Raw genomic sequence first — 22,682 nt, 5'->3', positions numbered from 1 at the left:
GACGGCCAACAGCCGGCCCAGGGCCCCGTTCAACGCCGTCTCGGCGCCCATCAATCCCTGCATAGCCGCCGGGTCGCCGGGCTTCGCGGCCGCGGCCTGCTGGGCCGACACGGCCGCACCGCGGGCGCGCTCGACGGCCTCGAGCGTCTCGCGCTCGTGGCTCATATAGCCCTTGGCCGTTTCGACCAGGTTGGGAATCAAGTCGTTGCGGCGCTTGAGCTGGACGTCGATCTGCGAGTAGGCGTTCTTGAACTTGTTGCGCAGCGTGACCAGCGAGTTGTAGATGCCGACGACAAAGACCACGAGGACCAGCAGGATCAGCAGGCCCACGAGAAACACGACGCCGATCATGCCCGCTGCAACACCCATAGGACTAGCTCCGCAACCTGCTTCGAAGTGATGGCGCCGCACGACCCCGGCGCCGGCGCGGCGCACGCAGAGAATACCCCAGCGGACGGCGGCTGGCGAGCGTTTTCGCGTGTGCCGGCACCGCAGGCCGCCCGCCGCCACGCGCCCGGCAAGCATTTCGCTCGGCCCGCCCGAAGATTGGCCCGGCTTTTGTCCCGGCGGTATGCTGACGGAGCCGGAAAAAGACGGACCGAGAGGCGGCCTGCCCTGCTTTGTTGCACCACCTTGCTGGCGGAGGATCTGGCCATGGCGCATCCGCGCGATTCGTTCGAGCGTCGCGAGTTTCTCAAGTCGGGGTTGCTGGCCGCAGGAGCGACGGCCGTCGGGGTCGGCCTGACGAGTCCCGGCGCCCCATCTGCCCACGCCGCCGCGCCCGAGGCGCCGGCCCCTGCACCCGCGGCGACCAGTCCCGAGGGGATTCCGCTGCGTGCCTTTGGCCGGACGGGCCACACGCTGCCGATTCTCGGCATGGGCGGCTCGGCGATGACCCAACTGTTCATCCAGGCCTACGGCGTCGAGCTGTTGCCGATCGACGAGCGCATCGCCATGGTCCGCCACGCGTTCGACTCGGGCATTCGCTATTTCGACACGGCCCGGGTCTACGGCGAGAGCGAATCGATCGTCGGCCGTGGTCTCAAGGGCGTTCGCGAGCAATGCTACGTCGCCACGAAATGCGCCGTGGCCGATCCGGCGCAGGTCCGCAAGAGCGTCGAGACGTCGCTCAAGCAGCTCGACATGGACTATGTCGACTGCCTGCAGATTCACAGCCCGGCGATCGAGCGCGTCGGCTTCGAGAAGGCGATGAAGCTGCACGCCGAGGTGGTCAAGCTGCGCGATGAAAAGCTGCTGCGGTTCATCGGCCTGACCACGCACGTGGCGTTCGAAGACGTGCTGAAGATGATCGAGACCGACGGCTTCGACCAGGTGCTCCTGGCGTACGGCTATTTCCGCAAGGGCATGGACACCATGCTCTCGAATACCAAGATCGAGTATCGCGAGCGCTGCCTAGCCGCGGCGCACCAGCGCCAGATGGCGATCGTGGCGATGAAGGTGATGGGCGCGAACATCTTCAGCCACAACGCCGAGAAGCTGGTGCCCGACTTCCCCGCAGCGACGCGTCAGGCCCTGCCGGCCGCGGCCATTCGCTGGGTGCTGGCCGACGACCGCGTGAGCCTGCTGAACATCGGCGTCTCGCTGCCGGCCGACGTCGACGCCAACCTCGCGACGCTGCGCGGCGACTTGCGCCTGACCGCCGAAGACCGCGCGGCCCTGGCCACCTTCGCCCAACGGGCGTATGAGTCGCAGTATGTGACGGAGCTGAAGGTGACGTAGGGCGCGTCCTGCCGGGTCGGTGTCATGAGCGGCACATTGCACTCGCTGGCGAGCGGCGGGTTATTGTTCGTCACGGCCCTCACTTGGGCAACGCTGATGGTGGCGCTGTCGCCGAAGTTTGGCGTGCTCTTCCTCAGCGTCATTCTCGGCGGCATCAGCGCCAGCCTGTACTGGCTGCTGCGCGGCCGCCGACATGCCGTCTTGCTGGCGACCAGCCTGGCCGGGCTGTTCGCCTGGGGGTCGCTGTTGGTCGCCGCTCGCTGGAGTTGATCGAAGGATCGCCTGCCGGTGGTGCGGCCACACTGAAGGCCGGCGCGCACGCGGCGCTCGCACCGTCTAACCGCCGGCCGCCTGGAGCTTGGTCTGCAATTGCTCTTTGATCTTGGCAAAGGCCGGGTTGTTGGGCTGGTATTGGTCCAATTGCTTCAACAGGTCGCGGCATTTGTAGTCTTCGAACGAGCGATCGACCATCACCTGCACCGCGGCCGGGGTCCAGAATTGCGGCGGCACGTCGAAGCGATAGTCGGCTTCGTACAAATACGGCGCGTCGATCAAGGATCGGGCATACCGGGTCTCGCGATAGCGCCAGATCTGCGTGGCCAACTGCGGCATGACGAACCAGCATGCCACGGCCATGATCGCCGCGGCAGCGACGCGCAGCGCGAGGGCCGGCACGCGCAGCGCCAGTCGGCCGACGCCCGTCGCGACCAGGTAAGCAGCGACGCCCAACGCGAGCGCGCCGACCCAGCGCGCCGTGGTCGGGGGCTCGTCGCCGCGGAACCAGCGCTCTGTCGCGGCGAACGGCACCGAGGCCAAGAGCAACCCACCCAAGAGCGTCTGCACGAGCCCGACTGCCCGGCACAGCGAGGGAAACGCCTCGTGCCAGGGACGCGGATCGCGGGCTTTGGGTCGCGTGGCCGGCGGCAAGTCGACCAGCGACAAGACCTCGGCATCGTGCCCCAGGTAGGTCGTCTTCCACAGCTCGCGCATCGTCCAGGGCAGGATGATGATCGGCCAGAGCACGTTGGCCGTGATCACGTTGAAGCCCGCGTTCCAGAGCAGCAGTCGTTGAGCGCAACGCGGACAGGCCACTTCGCGGCGGCGCTGCAGGCCCCAGCCCAGCACGATAAACATCAACGTGCCATAGCTGACTTGCTTGAGGCTGTCCGACGGCAGCTTGCAGGTCGGGCACGGCAGCAACACCGTGCCCGACGGGGCGTGCGCTTCGGTCGACATCGTGGTCTCCTCGACGGGGAAAGTGATCCGCACGGACGCTGTGCGGCAACGCGCTACTTCTTTTTCTTGCGCGCAGGCCGGGACGCAGGGGCTTGTTTCTTGGACGGACGCTGGGGGGCTTTTTTCGCAGGACCCTGCGCCGCAGCGCGCCGGGCGGCCTTGGCCGTCTTGCGCGCGGCCGACGGTTTCGACGCAGCACTGCCGCCGCGCGTTCCCGCGAGGGCTCGTTCGTATGTGGCCAGGAACTTCTTGGCGGTCGAGCGGCGAAAGAACCGGGCGACCACGTCCAGCGGCAGATCTTCGAGCCGCTTAAAACGGATGCAACTCTTGCCGCGGTCGAGCTTCTTGCCGGTCTTGGCCCAGGCGTCGAGCAACCAACGCTCCTCGGCGCTATCGGCGTAGATCGACATCAAATAGAGCGCCAGGTGGTTCTTCTGCGAGGCCAGCGCCGCAAAGGGCACCGGCTGCCGCGGGTCGCAGTGGTATCCGGCCGGGTAGACGTGATGCGGCACGTAGTAGCCGATCATGCCGTACTGCATCCCCTCTTCGAACCCGGCATCGAGCTGCGGCAGAATCGCCCGGCGGATCGCCGCGAGCGCTGCGCGCCGATCGGCAGGCAAGGCGGCCAGGTATTCGTCGACCGTCGCGGCTTTGGATTGCATGCACGGCGCCTCCGCGAAGCGTGGGGAATGAGCATTCCAGACCAGCGGAGCGTCGATTGTACGCGCTGATCGACCGCGTGGCAGGCCCCGGCCAGACGGCCCGCAGGGGGCTACTGCGCCGCGCAGGAAACCGCGCGGGCCTCGACGAGGACGTCGGCGTGCAGGTCGCCGGCCTCGAGCGTGGTGAGCAGCTCGCGCGTCAGGGGGACTTGTGCCGCGATCCGGTCGGCCATCCGCCGGATGGCGTCCTCGAACAGATTGCGAGCACTGCGGCCGTTGCCGAAATGCTCGTCGCCGGCGGCCAGCGCGGCGGCAAAACATTCGGCCAGCCGTTCTGCCGCCCCGGGACCGAGCACATAGTGGTTCCGCGCACACAGGCCGCGGAAGATCGCGCACAATTCGTCGGCCGAATAGTCGGGGAACTCCAGCCGGCGCGGAAACCGCGACGTCAACCCGGGATTGCTGGCGAGCAGCTCGTCGAGCGGCCCCGGATAGCCCGCCAGAATCACCACCAGCCGGGCCCGATCGTCTTCGACGCGTTTGAGCAGGGCCTGAATCGCCTCGTCGCCATACGGATCGTCGCCCGAGGCGCTCACCAGGCTGTACGCCTCGTCGACAAACAACACGCCGTCGAGCGCTTCGTCGATCTTGCGATGGGTCTTGGGGCCCGTCTGACCGGCGTACTCGGCCACCAGGCCCGACCGATCGGTCTCGACCAGGTGCCCCTTGGCCAAGATCCCCATCGCGCGGAAGATGCGCCCCACGAGCCGCGCGACGGTCGTCTTGCCCGTGCCAGGGTTGCCGCTGAAGATCATGTGCAGGGTCACCGGATCGGCGGGCAGACCCAGCCGGCGGCGCTCGCCCTGCATGCGCAGGAAATTGGCCAGGCAGCGGACCTCACGCTTGATCTCGGCGATGCCAACCAAAGCGTCGAGTTCGGCCAGCACATCGTCAAGCCGCTCCGGCGGCGCAGGCGGGATCTCGACCGCTTTCTCCGGCGCGGGCACCGGTTCGATCAGCTCGGCAAGTTCGTGCGCGGCGCTGGTGCAGCGGCTCGTCTCGGCGACCGGCGCGGCGACGGGCGGCGCGTCGGGGCGGCCGAGTTGCTGCCACAGGGCATATTGAATCATCGAAATCTGGGCCACGGTCTCCGGCGCGGCGCGGCCCTCGATCTTGCCGACCAGGTTGGCCAGGCGCATGACAAGCGTCTGCAACTCCGCGACCCGTCCGCGCAGCGGAGGAAACTGGGCAAACGGCCCGACCAGCGTCGTCCAATCGAGACCGCGAACGTCGGCCTCGGCGCGGGCCAGGAGCTTCTTGACCTGCGCGGGCGACTGCGGTTTGCCGGTCAGATGCGCGGCCAGTTCGGCGGCGAGCAGCTCTTCGCCGGGGCCCAAATGACGATCGGCATGCACCACGTCGACAAACACCTTCAACAACAGACCGCGGTGCAGATCGCGCATCAGGCCCGGAAACTCGCGCGCCGGGCACGGCAGACGCTCGGGCAGCTCGCGCAGGGTCGTGGCGGCAGCCTGGTCGAACAACTCGGCGCACAAGCGCAGGGCCTGCGCAAACTCGGCGACCAACGGGGCCAACGGCGAATCGGCGGCAGTCATCGACGGCAATCCAAGGAACGACCCAGGCAACCGCGGGCGCGGTATGTACAAGCCTAGGTCACTCGGCGACGCTCGGGGGGCGTCCGTTACGACCGGAACAAGCCGACCGGCAGCGCGTGGCCCGCGGCCATCCGCGGCCGGGTCGATGACCGCGCCGGCCACAGTCGCTATCCTGGCGGCAAGCTCCAAAGACCAGGTTTTCCGAGGTGGACGTTGGCAGCCGAGCAATCGCAGACACCGGGCGTGACCGTCGTGTGCCCGATCCGCTGGGGCGACATGGATTCGCTCGGGCACGTCAATAACATCATCTATTTCCAGTACTGCGAATCGGCGCGGATGGCCTATTTCGAGGCCCTGGGCTTGCGCAACTTTCAGCGCCAACCTACCGACGGGCCGGGCATGGTCGCGGCGAACCTGAATTTCCGCCGCCAATTGCGATATCCCGGGACCGTGCACGTCACGGCCAACGTCACCCAGATTAAAGATCGCTCGTTCACGCTCAGCTATCGCCTGGTCGATGCCGAAGATGGCGCGGTCGTGGCCGACGGGGCCAGCGTCTGCGTCTGGGTCGATTATGCCGCCGGTAAAGCACTGCCCCTGCCGACGGCGATGGTCGACCGCATGATCGAGCTGGAGCAAAACCCAGGGCTCCGCGGCGCACCAGCGGACTGACGGCGAAGACCGTGCGCGAAGCAAGCGCCCCATGCGCCTCGACCACCGTGCGCGAACCTCGTCCTGCGGATCACCCACATCAGCATATTGTCCCGCCTGTCTCCTGCCGGAAAGCAACTGTCTTGCCCCCCTCGACGCACCGCAGCGGGTTGCTCTATGGCCTGGGAGCCTACGGTCTGTGGGGCTTGATCCCGTTGTACTTCAAGGCGGTGGCGCAGGTGCCGCCGCTGGAGATCCTCGCGCATCGCGTGGTCTGGTCGTGCGCGTTCCTGGGAATCACGGTCGTCGCGCTGCGGCGCGGGCGGTCGTTTCGAGCGGCCATCGCCCGGCCGGATGTGCGCCGCACGCTGTCGATTACGACCGTGTTGATCGCCGTCAACTGGTTCACGTTTATCTATGCCGTGATGGCCAACCAGATGTTGCAGGCCAGCCTGGGCTATTTCATCACGCCGCTGGTGAACGTGGCCCTGGGCGTGGCCTACCTGCACGAACGGTTGCGCCCCTGGCAATTGGCGGCCGTGGTCGTGGCCAGCGCCGGCGTCGCCAACCTGGTACTGGCCGCCGGCCAGTTTCCCTGGATCGCGCTGGTCGTGGCCGGCTCGTTCGCGTTTTACGGCATGCTCCGCAAGACCGTCGAAGTCGACGGGCTCAACGGACTCTGGGCCGAGACGCTGTTGCTGCTGCCGCCCGCCTTGGCCACGATCGGGTACTTTCTGGCGACCGGCCAGGGCCAATTCGGCCAGGGCACGGCGGCCGGCAGCACGGCCGCGGCCCCCGGTGCCTGGAACACCACGGCGCTGCTGATGGCCAGCGGCGTGGTGACCTCGGTGCCGCTGCTGCTGTTCACGGCCGCGGCGCGGCGGCTGCCGCTGGCCACGCTGGGGCTGTTGCAGTACCTCGCGCCGAGCGTGCAATTTGCCCTGGCCGTGACCGTCTTCGGCGAGCCGTTCAACTCGACGCAATTGGCCAGCTTCGGCTGCATCTGGCTGGCGCTGGCGATCTATACGATCGATTCGTTGCGGGCAGCCGCGGGAGCGCGCCTGGCAACGGCGCGCTAAGGGTTCCGACGCACGAAAACTCCCGCGAGTTCCGCGAAATCTTTTCTACCCAACGGGCATGAACGCCGCTGGATTTGCCTGCGTATTGCTCGATATCGCAGCCCACGGCAAGCCGCGAAACCGGCCCTGTTTACCCAGGCCTTGCGGCGGGTAAGGTTTGCGTGGATTGACCGTGCGACTGTGGTATTATTCCCTGTTGGAGGTCGACAATTGAGGTCGGTCCTCCACGCGTCCGCACAGTCAAGACAGCGCCCCTCTCGTTTGTGGGCGCATCGCGCTAGAGGAAAGGTCCTGTCTATGTGTCGCACGTGGTCTCAATCGGGTTTAGACCGCCGCTTGAGGCGGTTCAGTTGGGGAGCGCTGGCGTGGTTTGCCGTGGCGCTGGTGGCGCTGCCGGCCGTCGCGCAAAAGGGAGACGGTGTCGGCGGTAAGGTCGAAACCAACAAGGCCGCCGAAGCGCCCGCGGAAGAAGCGCCCGCGGACCCGCCGCCGGCCGCAGAGGCGCCGGCGCCGAGTGGCGCGCTCAACAAGCGCGACATCTTCAAGAAGACGCTGGCCAGCACGGTGCTGATTCTCGTCGGCCAGGGAACGGATCACTTCGGCATCGGTACCGGCTTTGTGGTCGACGCCAAGGAAAAGTTGATCGTCACGAATCACCACGTCGTCGAGGACGATTTGGACAAAGTTGAGATCGTGCTGCCGGACTATCGCAACGGCAAGTTGATCACCGAGTTGAAACACTACGTCGACAGCGAAACGCTGCCGGCCAAGGTGATCGACACCAAGAGCATCGTTGACCTCGCGGTGCTGCAGGTGCCCCAACTCCCCGACGACGCCGTGCCGATCAAGATGGCCCAGGTGAGCGCCGAGCCGGGTGAGGAAGTGCATTCGATCGGCGGCAACACGTCGGGCGGTCAGGGGATGTGGATCTTCACCACCGGCACCGTGCGCCAGGTCTACGAGAACACGATCAACGTCGGGTTCCGCATCAGTTGCCAGATGGTCGAGACGCAATCACCCATCAATCCCGGCGACAGCGGCGGGCCGGTGGTCAATTCGCTCGGCGAACTGATCGGCGTCACCGACAGCTACAAGAACAACGTCAATCTGCGCAGCTTCGCGATCGACATCAGCGAAGTCACGAAATATCTCGAAGAAGTCCGGCCGATGCTGCACCCGAAGACGGCCGACGAGTATTTTGCCCGGGGCATGATCTACCTCGACAAGGGCCGTTACCGACTGGCGATCCGCGATTTCAACGAGGCGATCGACCAGGACGACAAGCGACCCGAGATGTTCGTGGCCCGCGGCGATGCGCAGCGGTTCGGCGGCGAGTACGACGGCGCCATCGAGAACTACGCCGCGGCGATCCGTCTCGATCCGAAGCTGGCGACGGCCTTCATGGGCCGGGGCTTCTGTTTCAAGTGGAAGGAACAGTACGAGACGGCGCTACGCGATTTCGCCGAGGCCATCAGCCTGGATCCCACGTTAATTCTCGCCTATCGCGGCCGCGGCGAGACGTACATGGCGATGAACAAGCCGGAAGACGCGGCAAACGAGTACACCGAGGCCATCCGGCAGGCCCCCAGCGACAAGAACCTTTACAACAGCCGGGGCAACGCCTTCCTGGCGATGGGCGAGAACAAGAAGGCCTACACCGACTACACCGAATCGATCCGCCTGGCCGAGGGCACCGACTCGATTCCGTTCTATAACCGCGCCCTGGCCCTCAATGCCGAGGGCGACAAACAGGGCGCTTTGGCCGACCTGACCAAGGCCATCGAACTGTACGACGGCGATGCCGATTTCTTCATGAAGCGGGGCCTGATCCTGCACGAACTCAAAGAGCTGCAAAAGGCCCTCGACGACATGAATAAGGCTCTCGAGCTGCAGCCCAACAACGCGTACCTGTACGTCTACCGCGGCAACATCTTCACCTCGGCCGACATGAAAGACCGCGCCGAGGAAGACTACCGCAAGGCCGAATCGATCGATCCGCAGGCCCTGGCCAAGAAGGTGGCCTCGAAGCACTTCGATCGGCGGTATTTCAAGGTGGTCAACAACACGGGCGAAGACCTGGTCGTGAAGGTCTACTACTACACAAAGAGCGTTGACGGCACCTGGTTGTGGTACCCGGCCGCGTCGGCCAACACGCTGGGCGAACCGGCCGTGTTCGAGGTGGCCTCCGGCAAGAGCGGCCAACTGGTCCACGACGGCTTCGACATCAAGTGCGCCGCCGTGCGGATTTGGGCCGAAGGCCGCCGCACGGGCAAGACCTGGACCGAGCACAAGGACAACATCGTGCCGACCGTACCCGACAACGGTTATGATGCCGAAGATTGGGAGTCGTTCACCTATACGTTCGAGTAAGTCCGGTGCGCAGGAGTCCAACGTGGGCAGCGATGGGTGGCGAAGACCAGTTGTTCGACCATGCATGCGCGTGCCGCGGCGGTGTACGACCGTCGCGGCACTTGCTTTTTCTTGCCTGTTCGCCGGCGTTCCATTCGCCTGGGCCGACGGGACGAAAGTCCTGATCGTCGGCCACAAGCGCGATCATCCTTATCGCACGCACGAGTACCTGGCCGTCGGCCGGCTCCTGGCCGATTGCCTGCGGCAGTCTCCCGGAGTCGAGGCCACGGTCGTCGATGGCTGGCCGCGCGATCCGCAAGCCTGCGACGGCTATGCGGCCGTCGTGCTGTACACCAGCGCCGGCGGCAACCTGCTGCTTTCCGGCGCGCGTCGAGCCACCGCCGAGCGCCTGTTTGCGTCGCCCGCGGGTTTCGTTGCCCTGCATTGGGCCACGGCGGCCGAAGGTGCCGAAGTGGGGCCCGACTATCAAGCCGCCCTGGGGGGCCGCTTCTCGTTCGAATTCTCCGGTCTGCGAGTCGATCAGGCCCGACTGCGCTTCGACTTGCCGGACCATCCGATCCTGCGCGGGATCGAACCCTTCGAGCTGCGCGACGAGTATTACCTCAATTTGCGGTTTGCCGACGGCGCGCAAGGTCTCGTCACGGCCCTGCTGCCGCAGACCGCGGAACAGCCTGCCCTGGAGCAGCGCATCGCCTGGACCCACGAGCGCGGCAGCGGCGGGCGATCGTTCGGGCTCACGGCTGGACACTTCTTCGACAACTTTGCCCGCGAGGATTTTCGTCGGCTCGTGGTGCAGGGAATCCTCTGGAGCGCCAAGCTCGACGTGCCTGCGGCCGGAGCGCCGGTGGCCATCGATGCCGCGGCCCTCGCCTTGCCGCCCGACACGGCGGAGCATCGACAGCCATGAGGCATCATGCCGACAGCCCGTTGATTCTTCGGGTGGTCGCCACGATGCTCGCAACGGCCGGCTTGGGCCTCGCCGGCCTGGTTTCGCCGCTCGTCGCTGCCGCCCCGAAGGTCGTGAAACTCACCCCGGCGAACGGCGACCAGGCGGTCGATCCGGGCACGCGTGAGCTGGTCATCGAGTTCGACCAGGACATGCGCCGCGATGGGCACTCGCTCTGTGGCGGCGGTGAAAACTTTCCGGAAATCAAGCCCGCCCAAGGAGCGCGCGGACCGCGCTGGAAGAGCGCCCGGGTGTTCGTCGTGCCGGTTCGGCTCAAGCCGAACCACACCTACGAGTTGAGCATCAACTGCCCCAAGTTCCAGAACTTTCGCGGCGCGACGGGCGAGTCGGCCGAAGCGACGCCGTTCGGCTTCAAGACGGCGGCGGCCAAGGCCGGTGCAAGCAAACCCCAGGCGCCTGCCGACGCTTTCGATCCGCAGCCGCTCGTTGCCGCCCTGCGCGAGGCCATAGAAAAGAACTACTCCCATCGCGAATTGCATCGGGTCGATTGGGATCAGCGCTTCGCGGAGTTCGCGCCGAAACTGACGGCCGCGAAAAGCGGCGTCGAGTTCGCGCGCGTGGCGGCCGAGCTGCTTTCGGCCACGAAAGACATGCACGTGTTTCTTACGGCCGGCGACCAGCGCTTCGCCGCGACAGGACGCAAGATCGACGCCAACCTGAACCCCGCGGCGTTGCGAAAACAGGTACAGCAGCTCAAGGAACACAAGCCCGCGATCGTGACCGGCCAGCTCGCGGGCGGCATCGGCTACCTGCTCGTCAACAGCCTGCCCGCGGATACCGGAGCGATGCAGCCGGCGCTCGAGGCGATTGCCGCCTGGCAACAAGCCCCGGCAATTGTCGTCGATCTGCGGCTCAACGCGGGCGGCGACGAACGGGCCGGGCGATTGCTGGCCGGCTGCTTCGTCAGCAAGCAGACGCCGTATGCCAAGCATCGCACGATCGCTCCCGATGCGCCCGGCGGGTGGCTGCCCGAGCAACTGCGGAGCTTTGATCCGACACCCAAGGTCCAGCGCTACAAGGGCCGCGTGGCCGTGCTCATGGGTCCCAAGTGCATGAGCTCGTGCGAGTCGCTGTTGTTGATGTTTCGGGCCATTTCCGGGGTGCGGCTCTTCGGCGAGCAGTCTTACGGAAGCACCGGCAACCCGCGGCCCACCGAGCTCGACGACGAGGTCACGGTCTACCTGCCGAGCTGGATCGACATGCAGCTCGATGGCACGCCGATCGAGGGGCGAGGCATCGCGCCGGACGAGGTGGTCAAATTCGGCGCGGCCGCCAACAGGGACAGCGATCCCGTGCTCGACGCGGCCTTGACATGGCTGCGCCAGCCGGCCGCCAGCGGGAACTAGAGACCGCGGCATCCGGACCGCTTGACGGCGCGCCCACGGCTGCCGGACACTGCCGGTTACAGATCTGGCCCTGCCCCCCCTGCCCCACACGCACGACGCGCCTTGATGTACGACATCGCCATCATCGGATCGGGCGTTTCCGGCGCGCGGATGGCGCACGAATTGACCGTCGGCGGCGCCAAGTGCGTAATGCTCGAAGCCGGCGAGGCCTTCGATCGCCACAGTTTTCCCCGCGACGAGTTGGGCTATTCGACGCGGATGTTCTGGGGCGGCGGGCTGGAGATCAGCCGCGACGGCCGCTTCGGCTTCTTGCGCGGCAAGTGCCTCGGCGGCACCTCGGTCGTCAACCAGGCCGATCTCGACGAGTTCGACGAGCTGGCCCTCGACCAGTGGCGCGATCGCTCGGGCGTGGCCTGGTTGCGGGCCGATGAGATGGCCCCCTGGTACCAGAAATCGCTCGGCCAGGTCGCCTCGACCGAGATTCCCGAGGCGTATTGGAATCGCAACGCGCGGCTGTTCATCGATGCGTTCGATCACGGCGGCTGGCACTGGAAGCCGATTCGTCGCGGGCAGAGCGACTGCGCGCTCGACCGCGGCTCCGACTGCATCGTCTGTCTCGGCGGCTGCCCGCGCGACGCCAAGCAAAGCGTACTGGTCACCGCGATTCCGCAGGCCATCGCGGCGGGACTGCACGTCGAGACCCATTGGGAGGCCGAATCGCTCGACATCGACCGCGACGGCGTCGAAGTCCTGGGCACGCAGCGCGGCCAGCCGGCGCGGGTCCGCGCTGCCAAGGTCGTGCTGGCGGCCGGCGCCTTCGGCAATACGGCCATCCTGGCCCGAACGCCCGGCATGCTGCGCAGATTGCCGGCCCTGGGAACGGCCTTCTGCTGCCACCCGCAGTACATGACGTTCGGCGTCTACGACGAGCCGGTCGACGCGCACAAAGGCGCGCTGCAATCGGTGCAGGCGCACGACGAGCGATTTCGCCGTGCGGGCGTCAAGTTCGAAAACGTGTTCGCGCCGCCGATCGCCACGGCCATGCTGCTGCCGGGCGTGGGCCGCGCCCATCACGAGCTGGCCCGCAAGTATCGGCACCTGGCCTGCATCGAAATCGCCGTGCAGGACGAACCGACCGGACAGATCACGCTCGACAAGCGCGGCAACCTCGTGCGGCACAAGCCGCTCACGGACCTCGACCGGCAGCGAATCAAGCGCGGACTCGACCAGGCCATCGAGTGGCACAACGTGGCGGGAGCCCGGGCCGTGATTCGTTCGGACCAGGGCTTTGGCCTGCACCTGATGGGCGGCTGCCCGATCGGCACCGATCCGCGCACGTCGGTCGTCGACCCGGGGTTCCGCGTACACGGCTTTCCGCGATTGGTCATCGCCGACTCGAGCGTCTTTCCGCAGGCGCCGGGAATCAACCCTTCGCTGACGATCATGGCGCTCTCGAATCGGGCGAGTTGTTCACTGCTGCAAGGTTGACGCGCCGCGCGGAGAAGTATGGCAAGCATGGCCACGCCGAAGTTCACATCGCGACATCTCTCGCCGAGGCAATACCGCGGCCTCGAAAAGCTGGGAGACGCTTACTTCCCGGCCGGCGGCGAGTTCCCGGCCTTTTCGAGCCTGGGCTGCGCCGAGCATGTCGACGAAGTGCTCGACCCAATGCCCGCCGGCGACCGCGACAGCCTGAAGGTGCTGCTGGGCCTGTTGCGTTTCATGCCGCAATGGAAGCTGGCATTGCTGGTCCGCTGGCTGGAAGGGGCGCCGAGCGTGCCCGACTGGGCCGGCGGCGGCGCGCTGCGGTTCTTGCGGATGGGCATTCGCGGCCTGGCCATGACGCTCTACTACTCGGGCCGCAAAGGCGCCCGCTACACCGGCCGCACGCCGCTGGACATCCTCGACTACCGCGTCGGCGTCTACACGGGCGATTGCGAAGCGCGGTCCAGTTAGCCCGCCGTTCGCTGCCGTGGCCTGGGATCAGCCTCGCCGAGATCCAGGGAGCTAGTCCTTTCGCTCAACCTGATCGAGCCACGCATGCACGTTGCGTTCGACCACGGGCAGCGGTACCGCGCCGCTGGCGAGAACCACGTCGTGAAAGGCGCGGATGTCGAACCGCTCGCCGAGGCGCTCTTCGGACTCGCGGCGCAGCTGGCGAAAATGCAGCTCGCCCGTCTTGTAGGCCAGGGCCTGACCGGGCCAGGCGATGTAGCGATCGACCTCGGCCTCGACGTTGTGCTGCGTCAGCGCCGTGTTGGCGATCATGAAATCGATCGCCTGCTGCCTGGACCAGCCGAGATAGTGCATGCCCGAATCGACCACCAGCCGGCAGGCCCGCCATGCCTCGTAGCTCAGCCGGCCGAAGTTGCTGTACGGGTCCTTGTAGAACCCACACTCGAGCCCCAGCCGCTCGGCATACAGCCCCCAGCCCTCGATGAACGCCGTGAACGAGGCGAAACGGCGAAACGGCGGCTGGTTGTCCAGCTCCTGCTGCAAGGCGATCTGCAAATGATGCCCCGGCACGGCCTCGTGCAGCGAGAGGGCCTCGATTTCGAACAGCGGTCGCGACTTGAGGTTCGACGTGTTCACATAAAAGTAGCCGGCGTCGGTGCCGTCGCCGGCGGGTCCCGTGTAATAAGCGGTCGTCGTGCGCGGGGCGATATAGGCCGGCACCTCGCGCACGCCGTAGGGCATCCGCGGCAGCCGGCCAAACAGCTTCGGCAACTGGCCGTCCATCCGCTTGAGCACGAAGCTCACTTCCTTGAGCAGCGCCTCGGGCGTGTCGACGTAGAACCGCGGATCGGTCCGCAGGAACTCGACAAAGGCGGCAAAATCGCCGGCGAACCCGCTGGCCTTGATCGCCGTGTCCATTTCCGTGCGAATTCGCCGGACCTCGGCCTGGCCCGTCGCGTGCACTTCTTCCGGCGTGAGATCGAGCGTCGTGAACCGTTTCACACGGTGGCGATAGAAGGCTCGACCGTCGGGCAAGGCCGACGCGCCGATCTCGCCGCGCGCCGCGGGCACATACTCGTCGCGCAAGAATTTCTCGAACGCGCGGTAGCCGGGCACGATGCTGTTCTTGATCGCAGCGCTGATCGCCCCGGTCAGTCGCTCGCGATCGGCGGGCGAAAGGGACTCGGGAAAATCGACCACCGCCTCGAACAGCGGGCTCTGGCGCACGTCGTCGACGATGTTCGCCTCGAGCGGCCGCTGGTAGTCCTCGAGCACGACGGCCGGCAGCACGAGCTTGCGGCGCACGCCTTCGCGCATCAGTTCGATGTGCTGATCGACATAGGCCGGAAACGCCTGGAGCCGCGCGACGTAATGGTCGTAGTCCCGGACCGTGCGTAACGGCACGCGCTTGGGCAACTCGGGAAAGTAGATGTGAAAGCCCGAGCGATTGGTGATCGGCATCAGGTGGGCGCCGAAGCCATATTCCGCCAGGCTTTCGCGCAGCTGCCAGCCGAACAGGTCGTAGTTCACCTGGTCCGTGTCGGAGAGCGCCGCCCGATCGAGACCTTGCCAGCGGGCCAGGTAGGCGGCGAGCTGTTGCTGGCGATGCTCGTGCGCGGCCAGGCTCTCGTCGGGCAGGCGGTCGTCGTAGGCGTGCTCGCCGTAGCTGGTGGCGAACAGCGGATCGTCGCGCAACTGCCAGGTCCAATGATCGTCGAGCAGCCGGGCAAAATCGGCCGCCGCATCGGCGGCCCGGGCCCGCGTTGCGAGGCTCCCCCCGATCCCGAGCGCAAGCAGCGCAAGGCAGACCGCCTTGGTCGACCGCGCAAGGCGTGTGTGATGAAGCATGGGCGCAGGCTCCTCGAAGGTCGCGAAACGGACCGAATGATAGGCGTCACCGGCCGACGGGGCGAGTCGTCGCCGGACCTGCGCGGCGCGACCGGGCCGCACGCGCGGGGGTGCCGTTGCTTGACGCACTTCGGCAAGCCATTGAGAATGAGCAGTCGCCTCGGGCCCGAGGGGCAATTTTCGTTCCCGTCTTTCGCGAGCTGATCATGGCCACTGCTACCGCCTCTGCCGCATCTTGGAGCACCGCACGCACGGGCCGGGCCACGTCGTTGGCCGACGTCGATCGGGCACTCGAGCAACTGGCCTCGGCCAAGGGGCAGCTGCGGCAGATTCCGCTCGCGCGGCGGATCGACCTGGCGCGGCAATGCCTCGAAGGCGTCGTCGGCGTGGCCCGCGAGTGGGTCTCGGCCGCGTGCGAGGCGAAAGGCCTGGTGCCGGGCACTTCGGCGGGGTCGGAAGACGTGGGCAACGGCGTGCTGGCCACGGTGCGTTATCTGCGCCTGATCATCCAGTCACTCGCGGATATCGAGCGGCAAGGCGTTCCGCAGCTTCCGGGGCGCATCGAAACGCATCCCTCGGGACGCCTGGCCGTGCAGGTCGTGCCGACGCGCGGGCTGTTCGACGGCATCGCCTTCTCCGGCTTTCGGGCCGACGTGTGGCAAATGCCCGGCGTCAACCGCGACAACCTCGCGCAGAACATGGCGAAGTATTACCGCGAGGGCCAACAGGACGAAGGCCTTGCGCTGGTGCTGGGGGCCGGCAACGTGTCGAGCATCCCGCCGACGGACGCCTTTGCCAAGATCTTCCAGGAAGGCAAGGTGGTGCTGCTCAAGATGAACCCGGTCAATGAGTATCTGGGTCCGATCTTCGAGCGGGCGTTCCAGCCGCTGGTGCGCGAGAACCTGTTGCGGATCATCTACGGCGGCGCCGACGTCGGCAGCTATGCCACGAACCACGAATTGGTCGACGAGGTGCACATTACCGGCAGCGTGCACTCGCACGATGCGATCGTCTGGGGGCCGCCGGGGCCCGAACGCGACGAGCGCCGGGCGGCCAACAACCCGCTGCTGCACAAACCGATCACCAGCGAACTGGGCAACGTCACGCCGTGGGTCGTGGTGCCGGGCCCCTACACCGACAAGCAACTGCGGTTCCACGCCGAGAACCTGGTCTCGACGATCACCAACAACTGTTCGTTCAATTGCGCGGCGACCAAGGCGATCGTCACCTGGAAGCGCTGGCCGCAGCGCGACACGTTCCTCAACTATGTCCGCGAGATCCTGACCAAGGTCCCGCCGCGCCGGGCGTACTATCCCGGCGCCGAGGATCGCTATCGCCGCTGGACCGGCGAAACGCCGGTCGACTGCGGCCCGGGCTGTCTGCCGTGGACGCTCAAGCTCAACGTCCACCCGGAAGAGCACCCGCAGTATTTCGGCGAAGAATCGTTCGTGTGCGTGTGCGTCGAGACGGGGCTGGACGCCAACGACGAGACCGATTTCCTGCCGCGCGCGGCGCAGTTCTGCAACGACCGGCTGTTCGGCACGTTGGGGGCCAGCGTGCTCGCGCACCCGCAGTTCCGCAGGGGCCGCGGCAACGAAGAAGCGTTCCAGAAGCTCATCGCCGAGCTGCGCTACGGCACGATCGGTATCAACTATTGGTGCGCGTTGTCCTACGCGATGATCGCGCCGCCGTGGGGCGGTTACCCCGGCGGCACGATCCAGAACCCGACCAGCGGCATCGGCTGGGTGCACAATACCTACCTGTTCGATCAGCCGGAGAAGACGGTCCTCGAGGGCCCGTTTACCGTATTCCCCAAGCCGTTGTGGTTCCCCTCGGTGAAGAATGCCGACGCGGTGACCTGGAAAGTGGTCGACCTCTACCACCGGCCCAGCGTGTTCCGCGTGCCGGGGCTGTTGTTGTCGGCGCTGAGCGGTTGACGCGACGTGAATCGAACGACGATCGCTGCCGAGGATCACGCGGGTGCCCACCATGCAGCGGCGCCGCTCGACTATGCGGCATGGCGCCGGTTGCTGGCCGACGAACCGCTGCCGGCCGCCGTGGTCGACCTGGCCGCGTTCGACCGCAACGTGGCGCTTGTGGCCGACGTGCTGCGCAGCTCGGGCCGGCAGCATGCGCTGCGCCTGGCCACCAAAAGCGTCCGCGTACCCTGGCTGATCCGGCGCATCCTCGACTACGGCCCGCCGTATCGCGGCTTGATGTGCTACGCGGCCAGCGAGGTGGGATTTCTCGCTGAGCAGGGGTTCGACGATTTTCTGCTCGCCTACCCGACCGTGCAGCGTACGGACCTCGATGTCTTGCGCCGCGTGCACGAGTCGGGGCGCCAGGTGCGGCTGGTGCTCGATGGTGCGGCGAGCGTAGAGCGCGTCGCCGAAGCGATGGCCGGCGTCGCCCGGCCGTTTCCGATCGTGCTCGACGTCGACATGTCGTGGCGACCGCTCGGCGGGCGCCTCCACCTGGGCGTGCGGCGCAGCCCGCTGCGCAGCGTCGAGGACGTGCAAACGGTCTACGAACAAGCGGCGCGTCTGCGCGGCATCGAAATCGTCGGCCTGATGGGCTACGAAGCACAAGTGGCCGGCCTGGGCGACCGCAATCCGTTCAAGCGAATGCTCAACCCGATCGCCGCCGAAGTCCGGCGCCGCTCGATGCGGGCCGTCGCCGAACTGCGGCGACGATTGGCCGAGACTTTGAAGCACCAAGGCCTGAAACTCGAACTGTTCAACGGTGGCGGCACGGGCTCGATCACCTATGCCGTGGACGAGCCTTGGCTCACCGAGCTGACGGCCGGCTCGGGGTTTCTGTGCTCGCACCTGTTCGACTATTACTCGAACGTGCGGCCCGAGCCGGCGGCGTTTTTTGCCCTGCAGGTCGTGCGGAGTTCGGATCCGGGCTATGTCACATGCCAGGGCGGAGGCTACATCGCCTCGGGCGAGCCAGGCTGGGACAAGGTGCCGCGCCCCCATCTACCCGCCGGGCTCGCGCTCGTATCGACCGAGGGCTGCGGCGAAGTGCAAACGCCGCTACGGTCTGCGAACCCCACGGCAGCCGATGTGTCCGCAGGTTGTCAGCCGGGCGATCCGGTACTCTTTCGTCATGCCAAGGCGGGCGAACTGGCCGAACATTTTCGCGAGTACCTGATCGTCGACCAGGGAAGTATCGTCGAGCGCGTGCCCACCTACCGCGGTTGCGGTCAGTGTTTCCTGTAGCTCGCGCGGTATGGCGGAACCGCCCGGGGGCCCCGGCCCAAGGCGTATTGTCAGCAGCAGCCGCGGCGCAAATGATGAGTCGTATGATCCTGCCCGAAGGACAGTCGGGCGTCATTCCCCAACAACCTGCCCGAATCGATGCCCCCCGAGGAACCGGACTTCCCACGCCCCGCCGATCACGATCCATACGAATCGCTGCGCTCGCCCAGCTTCTGCATCTTTCTGCTCGGCAATTTCCTGTTCGTCGTCGCCTATCAGATGCAGACCGTGGCCGTCGGCTGGGAAATCTACCAGCGGACGGGTCAGCCGCTGGCGCTGGGACTCGTCGGGCTGGTCGAGTTCGCGCCGGTGCTGCTGCTGGGCCTGATCGCCGGGCAAGTGGCTGATCGCGTCGACCGGCGCAATCTGGTGATGGTCTGCGTGGCGCTCGTCGGCCTGGCATCGCTGCTGATGGCCTGGGCCTCGGCCGCGCAGGCACCGCTGTGGACGTTGTATGCGGCGCTGTTGGCGATTGGCGTGGGCCGTGCATTCCAGCAACCTGCCAAGGCGTCGTTGCTGCCGCAGATCGTACCGCTTGAACATTTCGGCAACGCGATCACCTGGGCCACGGGCACGTTTCACCTAGCCTCGGTCGTGGGACCCGCTTGCGGCGGGTTCCTGGTTCACCTGCTCGGAGATCCTTGGCTCGTCTATTTGCTCGACGGGTTCCTGGCCTTGGGATTTTGCGCATTGCTCATGGGCGTAAAACACCGTCGTCACACGCCCGAGCGCGGCGCGCCCAACTGGCATACATTGGTGGCGGGTCTGGATTTCATCCGCCGGAGGCCGGTGATCCTGGGCGCCATCACGCTAGACATGTTCGCCGTGCTGCTGGGCGGCGCGGTAGCGCTGCTGCCGGTCTACGCGGAGGACATCCTGGCGGTCGGGTCGCTGGGGCTTGGCTGGCTCCGGGCGGCGCCGGCGATCGGTGCCCTGGGAATGGCCTTTTTTCTGGCCCACCGCCCGCCCCTGGAGCGGGCCGGTCGGGCCCTGTTGGCATCGGTGGCTGGTTTTGGATTGGCGACGATCGTGTTCGGATTCTCCCGTTCGTTTGCCTTGAGTTTCAGCATGCTGTTGTTGACCGGTGCGCTGGATAATGTCAGCGTCGTGATTCGGCAAACGCTCGTTCAGATCCTTACGCCCGAGGATATGCGCGGCCGGGTAGCCGCCGTAAACAGCATCTTCATTGGGGCTTCCAACGAATTGGGCGGCTTCGAGTCGGGTCTCGTCGCACAGTGGTTGGGGCCCGTCTTTTCGGTCGTCAGCGGCGGCGCAGGCACTGTGCTCGTGGTCGCAGCCGTGGCGCTGCTCTGGCCCGAATTGGCACGCTATGGCCGCCTAGGTGCGCGGCAGACGCCGTGAGTGTTCACGCGCACATAAACGGCAGATTTCGTGCCGCGGTGGTGCGCGATTGTCAAAAAAATTGACCTGGCCAACGCGCGCCACGCTGCGGCGGATTTTCCTTGCAAACTCCTTGCGAACGTGCACCAGCAACGTAAACTATTCGCAGTCCGCCTGAAAACTTTGCCCAGCCAGCAGAGTTTACGTCTTTCACTCATTCTATTTTCGCTGGGTTCCTGTAGGAGAAATGCGATGAAGTTTGGATCGTTCGCCCTCATGCTCGCTGCGTGCCTGGTGGCATGCACGAGCGACGCGCTGGCGAAGAATCCGTGTGGCGGCTGCGCTCCAGCCTGCGACACGGGTTGTGCGCCGTGCGAATCGGCTTGCGGTACCGCGGCATGCGCCCCGGCCGCGCCGTGCGCTCCGACCATGGTCGAGAAGAAGATCATGGTGCCGGAGATGACGACCGAGACCCGCAAGGTCATGGTCACCGAGTACACGAAGGAAGAGCGGACACGGACGTGCACGGTCATGACGGCGCAGGTGCAAGAGGAAAAGGTTCAGCAGACCTACACGGTTTGCGTCCCGCACACCGAGACCAAGACCGTCACGTACAAGGTCTGCAAGCCCGTGATGACCGAGGAAGAGCAGACCTACACAGTTTGCGTCCCGCACACCGAGACCAAGACCGTTACGTACAAGGTTTGCAAGCCCGTGATGACCGAGGAAGAGCAGACCTACACGGTTTGCGTCCCGCACGAAGAGAAGCGTACGGGCACCCGTTGTGTCGTGCACTGCGTGCCGGTCACCAAGACCCGCACCGTGTGTGTCGACGAGGGTCACTGGGAAACGCAGCAAGTTGAAGCGCCCTGCGCTGCCCCGGCCTCGAGCTGTGGCGGTTGCGCCAGTGCTTGCGGCGGCTGCGCCAGCGCTTGCGGTGGTTGTGCGTCGGCTTGCGGTGGTTGCGGTGGCGATGCCTGCGGCAGCGCCTGTGCGACGACCACGGTATGCCGCAAGGTTTGGGTCCCGAACATGGTGCAGAAGGAAGTCTCCTACACCGTGTACGAGCGTCAGGTCGACGAGCAGGCCTACGAGTACACCTGCACGGTGATGAAGCCCGAGACGCAGACCCGTAAGGTGCAGAAGTGCACGATGACCTACGAAGACGCGACCAAGGAAGTGCAAGTCTGCAAGATGGTCTCCGAAACGCGGACGCGCAAGGTGCAGAAGTGCACGATGACCTACGAAGACGCGACCAAGGAAGTGCAAGTCTGCAAGATGGTCCCCGAAACGCGGACGCGTGAAGTGACGGTGTGCAAGACGGTGTGCGTGCCGGTCGAAAAGACCATGACCTACACGGTCTGCGTGCCCCACCAGGTCGAGAAGGAAGTGACCGTTCAGGTCTGCCACATGGTCGAAAAGACCATCATGGTCGAGGCCCCGGCGTGCGGCGGCTGCGATTCGGCCTGTGCCCCCGCCTGTGAAGAGCCGGCTTGCGACAGCGGCTGCCACAAGAAGCGTTGCCGTCGTCGTTGCTGCGGCTGATCGAGCCCCGGGCAGCTACGGTTGAACGATGATTGAGCCGGGCTGGGTGGTCGCAAGGCCGCCCAGCCCGGATTTTTTTGCGCGCCGCTGCGCGGTCGTTGCACAGCCATTCCCCTGCGCCGGCGGCGCAGCCTGAATCGCGTCGCGCAGCCTGCGTCGCCTCGCTGGGACCGGCGCCCGGCCCCCGGGGCGGCGCGTTGCCAAGGGTTACGGCCGGGGCTGCGAATCGTCCGTGCGGCGGACGACGGGATCGTCGAACAGCATCCGCACCGGAGGCGTCTCCAGGTCGTCGTATTGTCCGCGGTGCACGCTCCACACGAACGCCGCCACGGCGCCGGCGGCCATGACCAGCGCCAGCGGCAGGACGATATAGAGTACGCTCATCGCGAATCCTCGAACGTGCGAGCGCCCAGGGACAGGCTGACCACGGTCAGCGAGCTGATCGGCATCAGAATCGCCGCGATCAGCGGATCGATCGCCCCGCAGGCCGCCAGGCCCACGGCGAGTGCATTGTAACCCAGCGACGCGGCGAAGTTGCGATAAATGGCCCGCAGCGTGCGCCGCGCGGCGCGGACCAGGTCGACCAGTCCGCTCAATTCGCCGCGCGACAGATAGACCGTGGCCGCCTGCAGGCTCACCTCGGCCCCGCCATGCACCGCCACACCGACGGTCGCCGCGGCCAGGGCCGCGCTGTCATTCACGCCGTCGCCGACCATGACCACGCACTGCTCGGCCGGATATTCGCGCACCGCTGCCAGTTTGTCCTCGGGCGAAAGTCCCCCTCGCGCTGCGGCGATGTCGACGCCGACCTCGCGAGCCACACGTTCGACCAGCAGCGGGTGATCGCCAGAGAGGATGCCAACGTCCCACCCCAGGGCCCGCAGCGCTTCGACCGACGGCAAAGCATCGGCCCGCAACTCGTCGCCCAGCGCCGCGAGCGCAACGCATGCGCCGTCGACGGCGATCAGCACCGGCGTCAGCCCCTCGGCGGCAAGCCGGGGCAAGTGGCCGGCCAGCTCGTCGCCCAGCGCGATCTGCCGATCGGCCAGCAGCACCGCCGAA

General features: G+C 66.3%; 20 protein-coding genes. 13 read left to right on the top strand and 7 right to left on the bottom strand.

The annotated features are described in order from the left end of the window. The coding region (locus K1X74_21915) for a LemA family protein (protein ID MBX7169008.1) at positions 1-369 on the bottom strand (369 nt) is incomplete at its 3' end. A 285-nt stretch (positions 370-654) separates the two neighbouring features. Here K1X74_21915 and K1X74_21910 point away from each other — a divergent pair. Continuing rightward, positions 655-1,740, top strand: a complete 1,086-nt coding sequence (locus K1X74_21910) for an aldo/keto reductase (protein MBX7169007.1) — start codon at positions 655-657, stop codon at positions 1,738-1,740. A 24-nt stretch (positions 1,741-1,764) separates the two neighbouring features. Then, positions 1,765-2,010, top strand: a complete 246-nt coding sequence (locus K1X74_21905) for a hypothetical protein (GenBank protein MBX7169006.1) — start codon at positions 1,765-1,767, stop codon at positions 2,008-2,010. Between the two features lie 66 nt (positions 2,011-2,076). On the opposite strand, the gene K1X74_21900 is transcribed toward K1X74_21905, so the two are convergent. From K1X74_21900 to K1X74_21890, 3 genes are all read right to left on the bottom strand, one after another. Further along, positions 2,077-2,976, bottom strand: coding sequence for a hypothetical protein (locus K1X74_21900; protein MBX7169005.1), 900 nt, complete (start codon positions 2,974-2,976; stop codon positions 2,077-2,079). A gap of 53 nt (positions 2,977-3,029) precedes the next feature. Then, complete coding sequence (locus tag K1X74_21895) at positions 3,030-3,638, bottom strand: DUF1801 domain-containing protein (GenBank protein ID MBX7169004.1); 609 nt, start codon at positions 3,636-3,638, stop codon at positions 3,030-3,032. A 110-nt stretch (positions 3,639-3,748) separates the two neighbouring features. Beyond that, entirely contained in the window at positions 3,749-5,254 is a 1,506-nt protein-coding gene (locus tag K1X74_21890; GenBank protein MBX7169003.1) for an AAA family ATPase, read from the bottom strand. 213 nt (positions 5,255-5,467) lie between these two features. Between K1X74_21890 and K1X74_21885 the strand changes: the two genes are divergently transcribed. The 7 genes from K1X74_21885 to K1X74_21855 all read left to right on the top strand — a co-directional run bounded on the left by K1X74_21885 (position 5,468) and on the right by K1X74_21855 (position 13,623). Next, on the top strand, positions 5,468-5,926 hold the full coding sequence (locus tag K1X74_21885) for an acyl-CoA thioesterase (protein ID MBX7169002.1): 459 nt from the start codon (positions 5,468-5,470) through the stop codon (positions 5,924-5,926). A gap of 122 nt (positions 5,927-6,048) precedes the next feature. Next, positions 6,049-6,984 carry an EamA family transporter RarD gene (gene rarD / locus K1X74_21880; GenBank protein ID MBX7169001.1) on the top strand — a complete coding sequence of 312 codons (936 nt, stop codon included), beginning with the start codon at positions 6,049-6,051 and terminating at the stop codon, positions 6,982-6,984. 336 nt (positions 6,985-7,320) lie between these two features. Next, the gene (locus tag K1X74_21875; GenBank protein MBX7169000.1) at positions 7,321-9,354 is read left to right on the top strand and encodes a serine protease; all 2,034 of its coding nucleotides are present in this window, start codon (positions 7,321-7,323) and stop codon (positions 9,352-9,354) included. A gap of 70 nt (positions 9,355-9,424) precedes the next feature. Then, positions 9,425-10,261, top strand: a complete 837-nt coding sequence (locus K1X74_21870; GenBank protein MBX7168999.1) for a ThuA domain-containing protein — start codon at positions 9,425-9,427, stop codon at positions 10,259-10,261. Beyond that, a complete protein-coding gene (locus K1X74_21865; GenBank protein MBX7168998.1) occupies positions 10,258-11,667 on the top strand; it encodes a hypothetical protein in 1,410 nt (469 codons plus the stop codon). Before K1X74_21870 ends, K1X74_21865 begins: the two co-directional genes overlap by 4 nt. 105 nt (positions 11,668-11,772) lie before the next feature. Next, complete coding sequence (locus K1X74_21860; GenBank protein MBX7168997.1) at positions 11,773-13,155, top strand: GMC family oxidoreductase; 1,383 nt, start codon at positions 11,773-11,775, stop codon at positions 13,153-13,155. 27 nt (positions 13,156-13,182) lie between these two features. Next, the gene (locus tag K1X74_21855; GenBank protein MBX7168996.1) at positions 13,183-13,623 is read left to right on the top strand and encodes a hypothetical protein; all 441 of its coding nucleotides are present in this window, start codon (positions 13,183-13,185) and stop codon (positions 13,621-13,623) included. A gap of 51 nt (positions 13,624-13,674) precedes the next feature. On the opposite strand, the gene K1X74_21850 is transcribed toward K1X74_21855, so the two are convergent. After that, entirely contained in the window at positions 13,675-15,471 is a 1,797-nt protein-coding gene (locus K1X74_21850; protein ID MBX7168995.1) for a DUF885 domain-containing protein, read from the bottom strand. Between the two features lie 206 nt (positions 15,472-15,677). Here K1X74_21850 and K1X74_21845 point away from each other — a divergent pair, with 206 nt between their 5' ends. The 4 genes from K1X74_21845 to K1X74_21830 all read left to right on the top strand — a co-directional run bounded on the left by K1X74_21845 (position 15,678) and on the right by K1X74_21830 (position 21,620). Beyond that, positions 15,678-17,408 (top strand): hypothetical protein, encoded by a 1,731-nt coding sequence (locus tag K1X74_21845; protein MBX7168994.1) that lies wholly within the window; start codon positions 15,678-15,680, stop codon positions 17,406-17,408. A gap of 6 nt (positions 17,409-17,414) precedes the next feature. Continuing rightward, the gene (locus K1X74_21840; protein MBX7168993.1) at positions 17,415-18,695 is read left to right on the top strand and encodes an alanine racemase; all 1,281 of its coding nucleotides are present in this window, start codon (positions 17,415-17,417) and stop codon (positions 18,693-18,695) included. Between the two features lie 138 nt (positions 18,696-18,833). After that, entirely contained in the window at positions 18,834-20,096 is a 1,263-nt protein-coding gene (locus K1X74_21835) for an MFS transporter (protein ID MBX7168992.1), read from the top strand. Between the two features lie 231 nt (positions 20,097-20,327). Continuing rightward, positions 20,328-21,620, top strand: coding sequence for a hypothetical protein (locus K1X74_21830; protein ID MBX7168991.1), 1,293 nt, complete (start codon positions 20,328-20,330; stop codon positions 21,618-21,620). A gap of 207 nt (positions 21,621-21,827) precedes the next feature. Here K1X74_21830 and ccoS read toward each other — a convergent pair whose 3' ends face one another. Then, positions 21,828-22,004 (bottom strand): cbb3-type cytochrome oxidase assembly protein CcoS, encoded by a 177-nt coding sequence (gene ccoS, locus K1X74_21825; protein ID MBX7168990.1) that lies wholly within the window; start codon positions 22,002-22,004, stop codon positions 21,828-21,830. Then, positions 22,001-22,682: HAD-IC family P-type ATPase (locus tag K1X74_21820; protein MBX7168989.1), on the bottom strand; the 682-nt coding region annotated here is incomplete at its 5' end. The genes K1X74_21820 and ccoS, both read right to left, overlap by 4 nt.

The organism is Pirellulales bacterium (assembly GCA_019694435.1).
Lineage (GTDB): Bacteria > Planctomycetota > Planctomycetia > Pirellulales > JAEUIK01 > JAIBBZ01.
The sequence above is the reverse complement of the archived record's forward strand: the minus strand, read 5'-3'. Positions and strand labels throughout refer to the sequence as shown.

Excerpts from the sequence above, each read along its gene's own strand:
- K1X74_21860 (MBX7168997.1), top strand. The coding sequence starts at position 11,773 with ATGTACGACATCGCCATCATCGGATCGGGCGTTTCCGGCGCGCGGATG.
- K1X74_21845 (MBX7168994.1), top strand. The coding sequence starts at position 15,678 with ATGGCCACTGCTACCGCCTCTGCCGCATCTTGGAGCACCGCACGCACG.
- K1X74_21900 (MBX7169005.1), bottom strand. The coding sequence starts at position 2,976 with ATGTCGACCGAAGCGCACGCCCCGTCGGGCACGGTGTTGCTGCCGTGC.
- ccoS (MBX7168990.1), bottom strand. The coding sequence starts at position 22,004 with ATGAGCGTACTCTATATCGTCCTGCCGCTGGCGCTGGTCATGGCCGCC.
- K1X74_21910 (MBX7169007.1), top strand. The coding sequence starts at position 655 with ATGGCGCATCCGCGCGATTCGTTCGAGCGTCGCGAGTTTCTCAAGTCG.
- K1X74_21865 (MBX7168998.1), top strand. The coding sequence starts at position 10,258 with ATGAGGCATCATGCCGACAGCCCGTTGATTCTTCGGGTGGTCGCCACG.
- K1X74_21890 (MBX7169003.1), bottom strand. The coding sequence starts at position 5,254 with ATGACTGCCGCCGATTCGCCGTTGGCCCCGTTGGTCGCCGAGTTTGCG.
- K1X74_21895 (MBX7169004.1), bottom strand. The coding sequence starts at position 3,638 with ATGCAATCCAAAGCCGCGACGGTCGACGAATACCTGGCCGCCTTGCCT.
- K1X74_21835 (MBX7168992.1), top strand. The coding sequence starts at position 18,834 with ATGCCCCCCGAGGAACCGGACTTCCCACGCCCCGCCGATCACGATCCA.
- K1X74_21850 (MBX7168995.1), bottom strand. The coding sequence starts at position 15,471 with ATGCTTCATCACACACGCCTTGCGCGGTCGACCAAGGCGGTCTGCCTT.
- K1X74_21855 (MBX7168996.1), top strand. The coding sequence starts at position 13,183 with ATGGCCACGCCGAAGTTCACATCGCGACATCTCTCGCCGAGGCAATAC.
- K1X74_21905 (MBX7169006.1), top strand. The coding sequence starts at position 1,765 with ATGAGCGGCACATTGCACTCGCTGGCGAGCGGCGGGTTATTGTTCGTC.
- K1X74_21830 (MBX7168991.1), top strand. The coding sequence starts at position 20,328 with ATGAAGTTTGGATCGTTCGCCCTCATGCTCGCTGCGTGCCTGGTGGCA.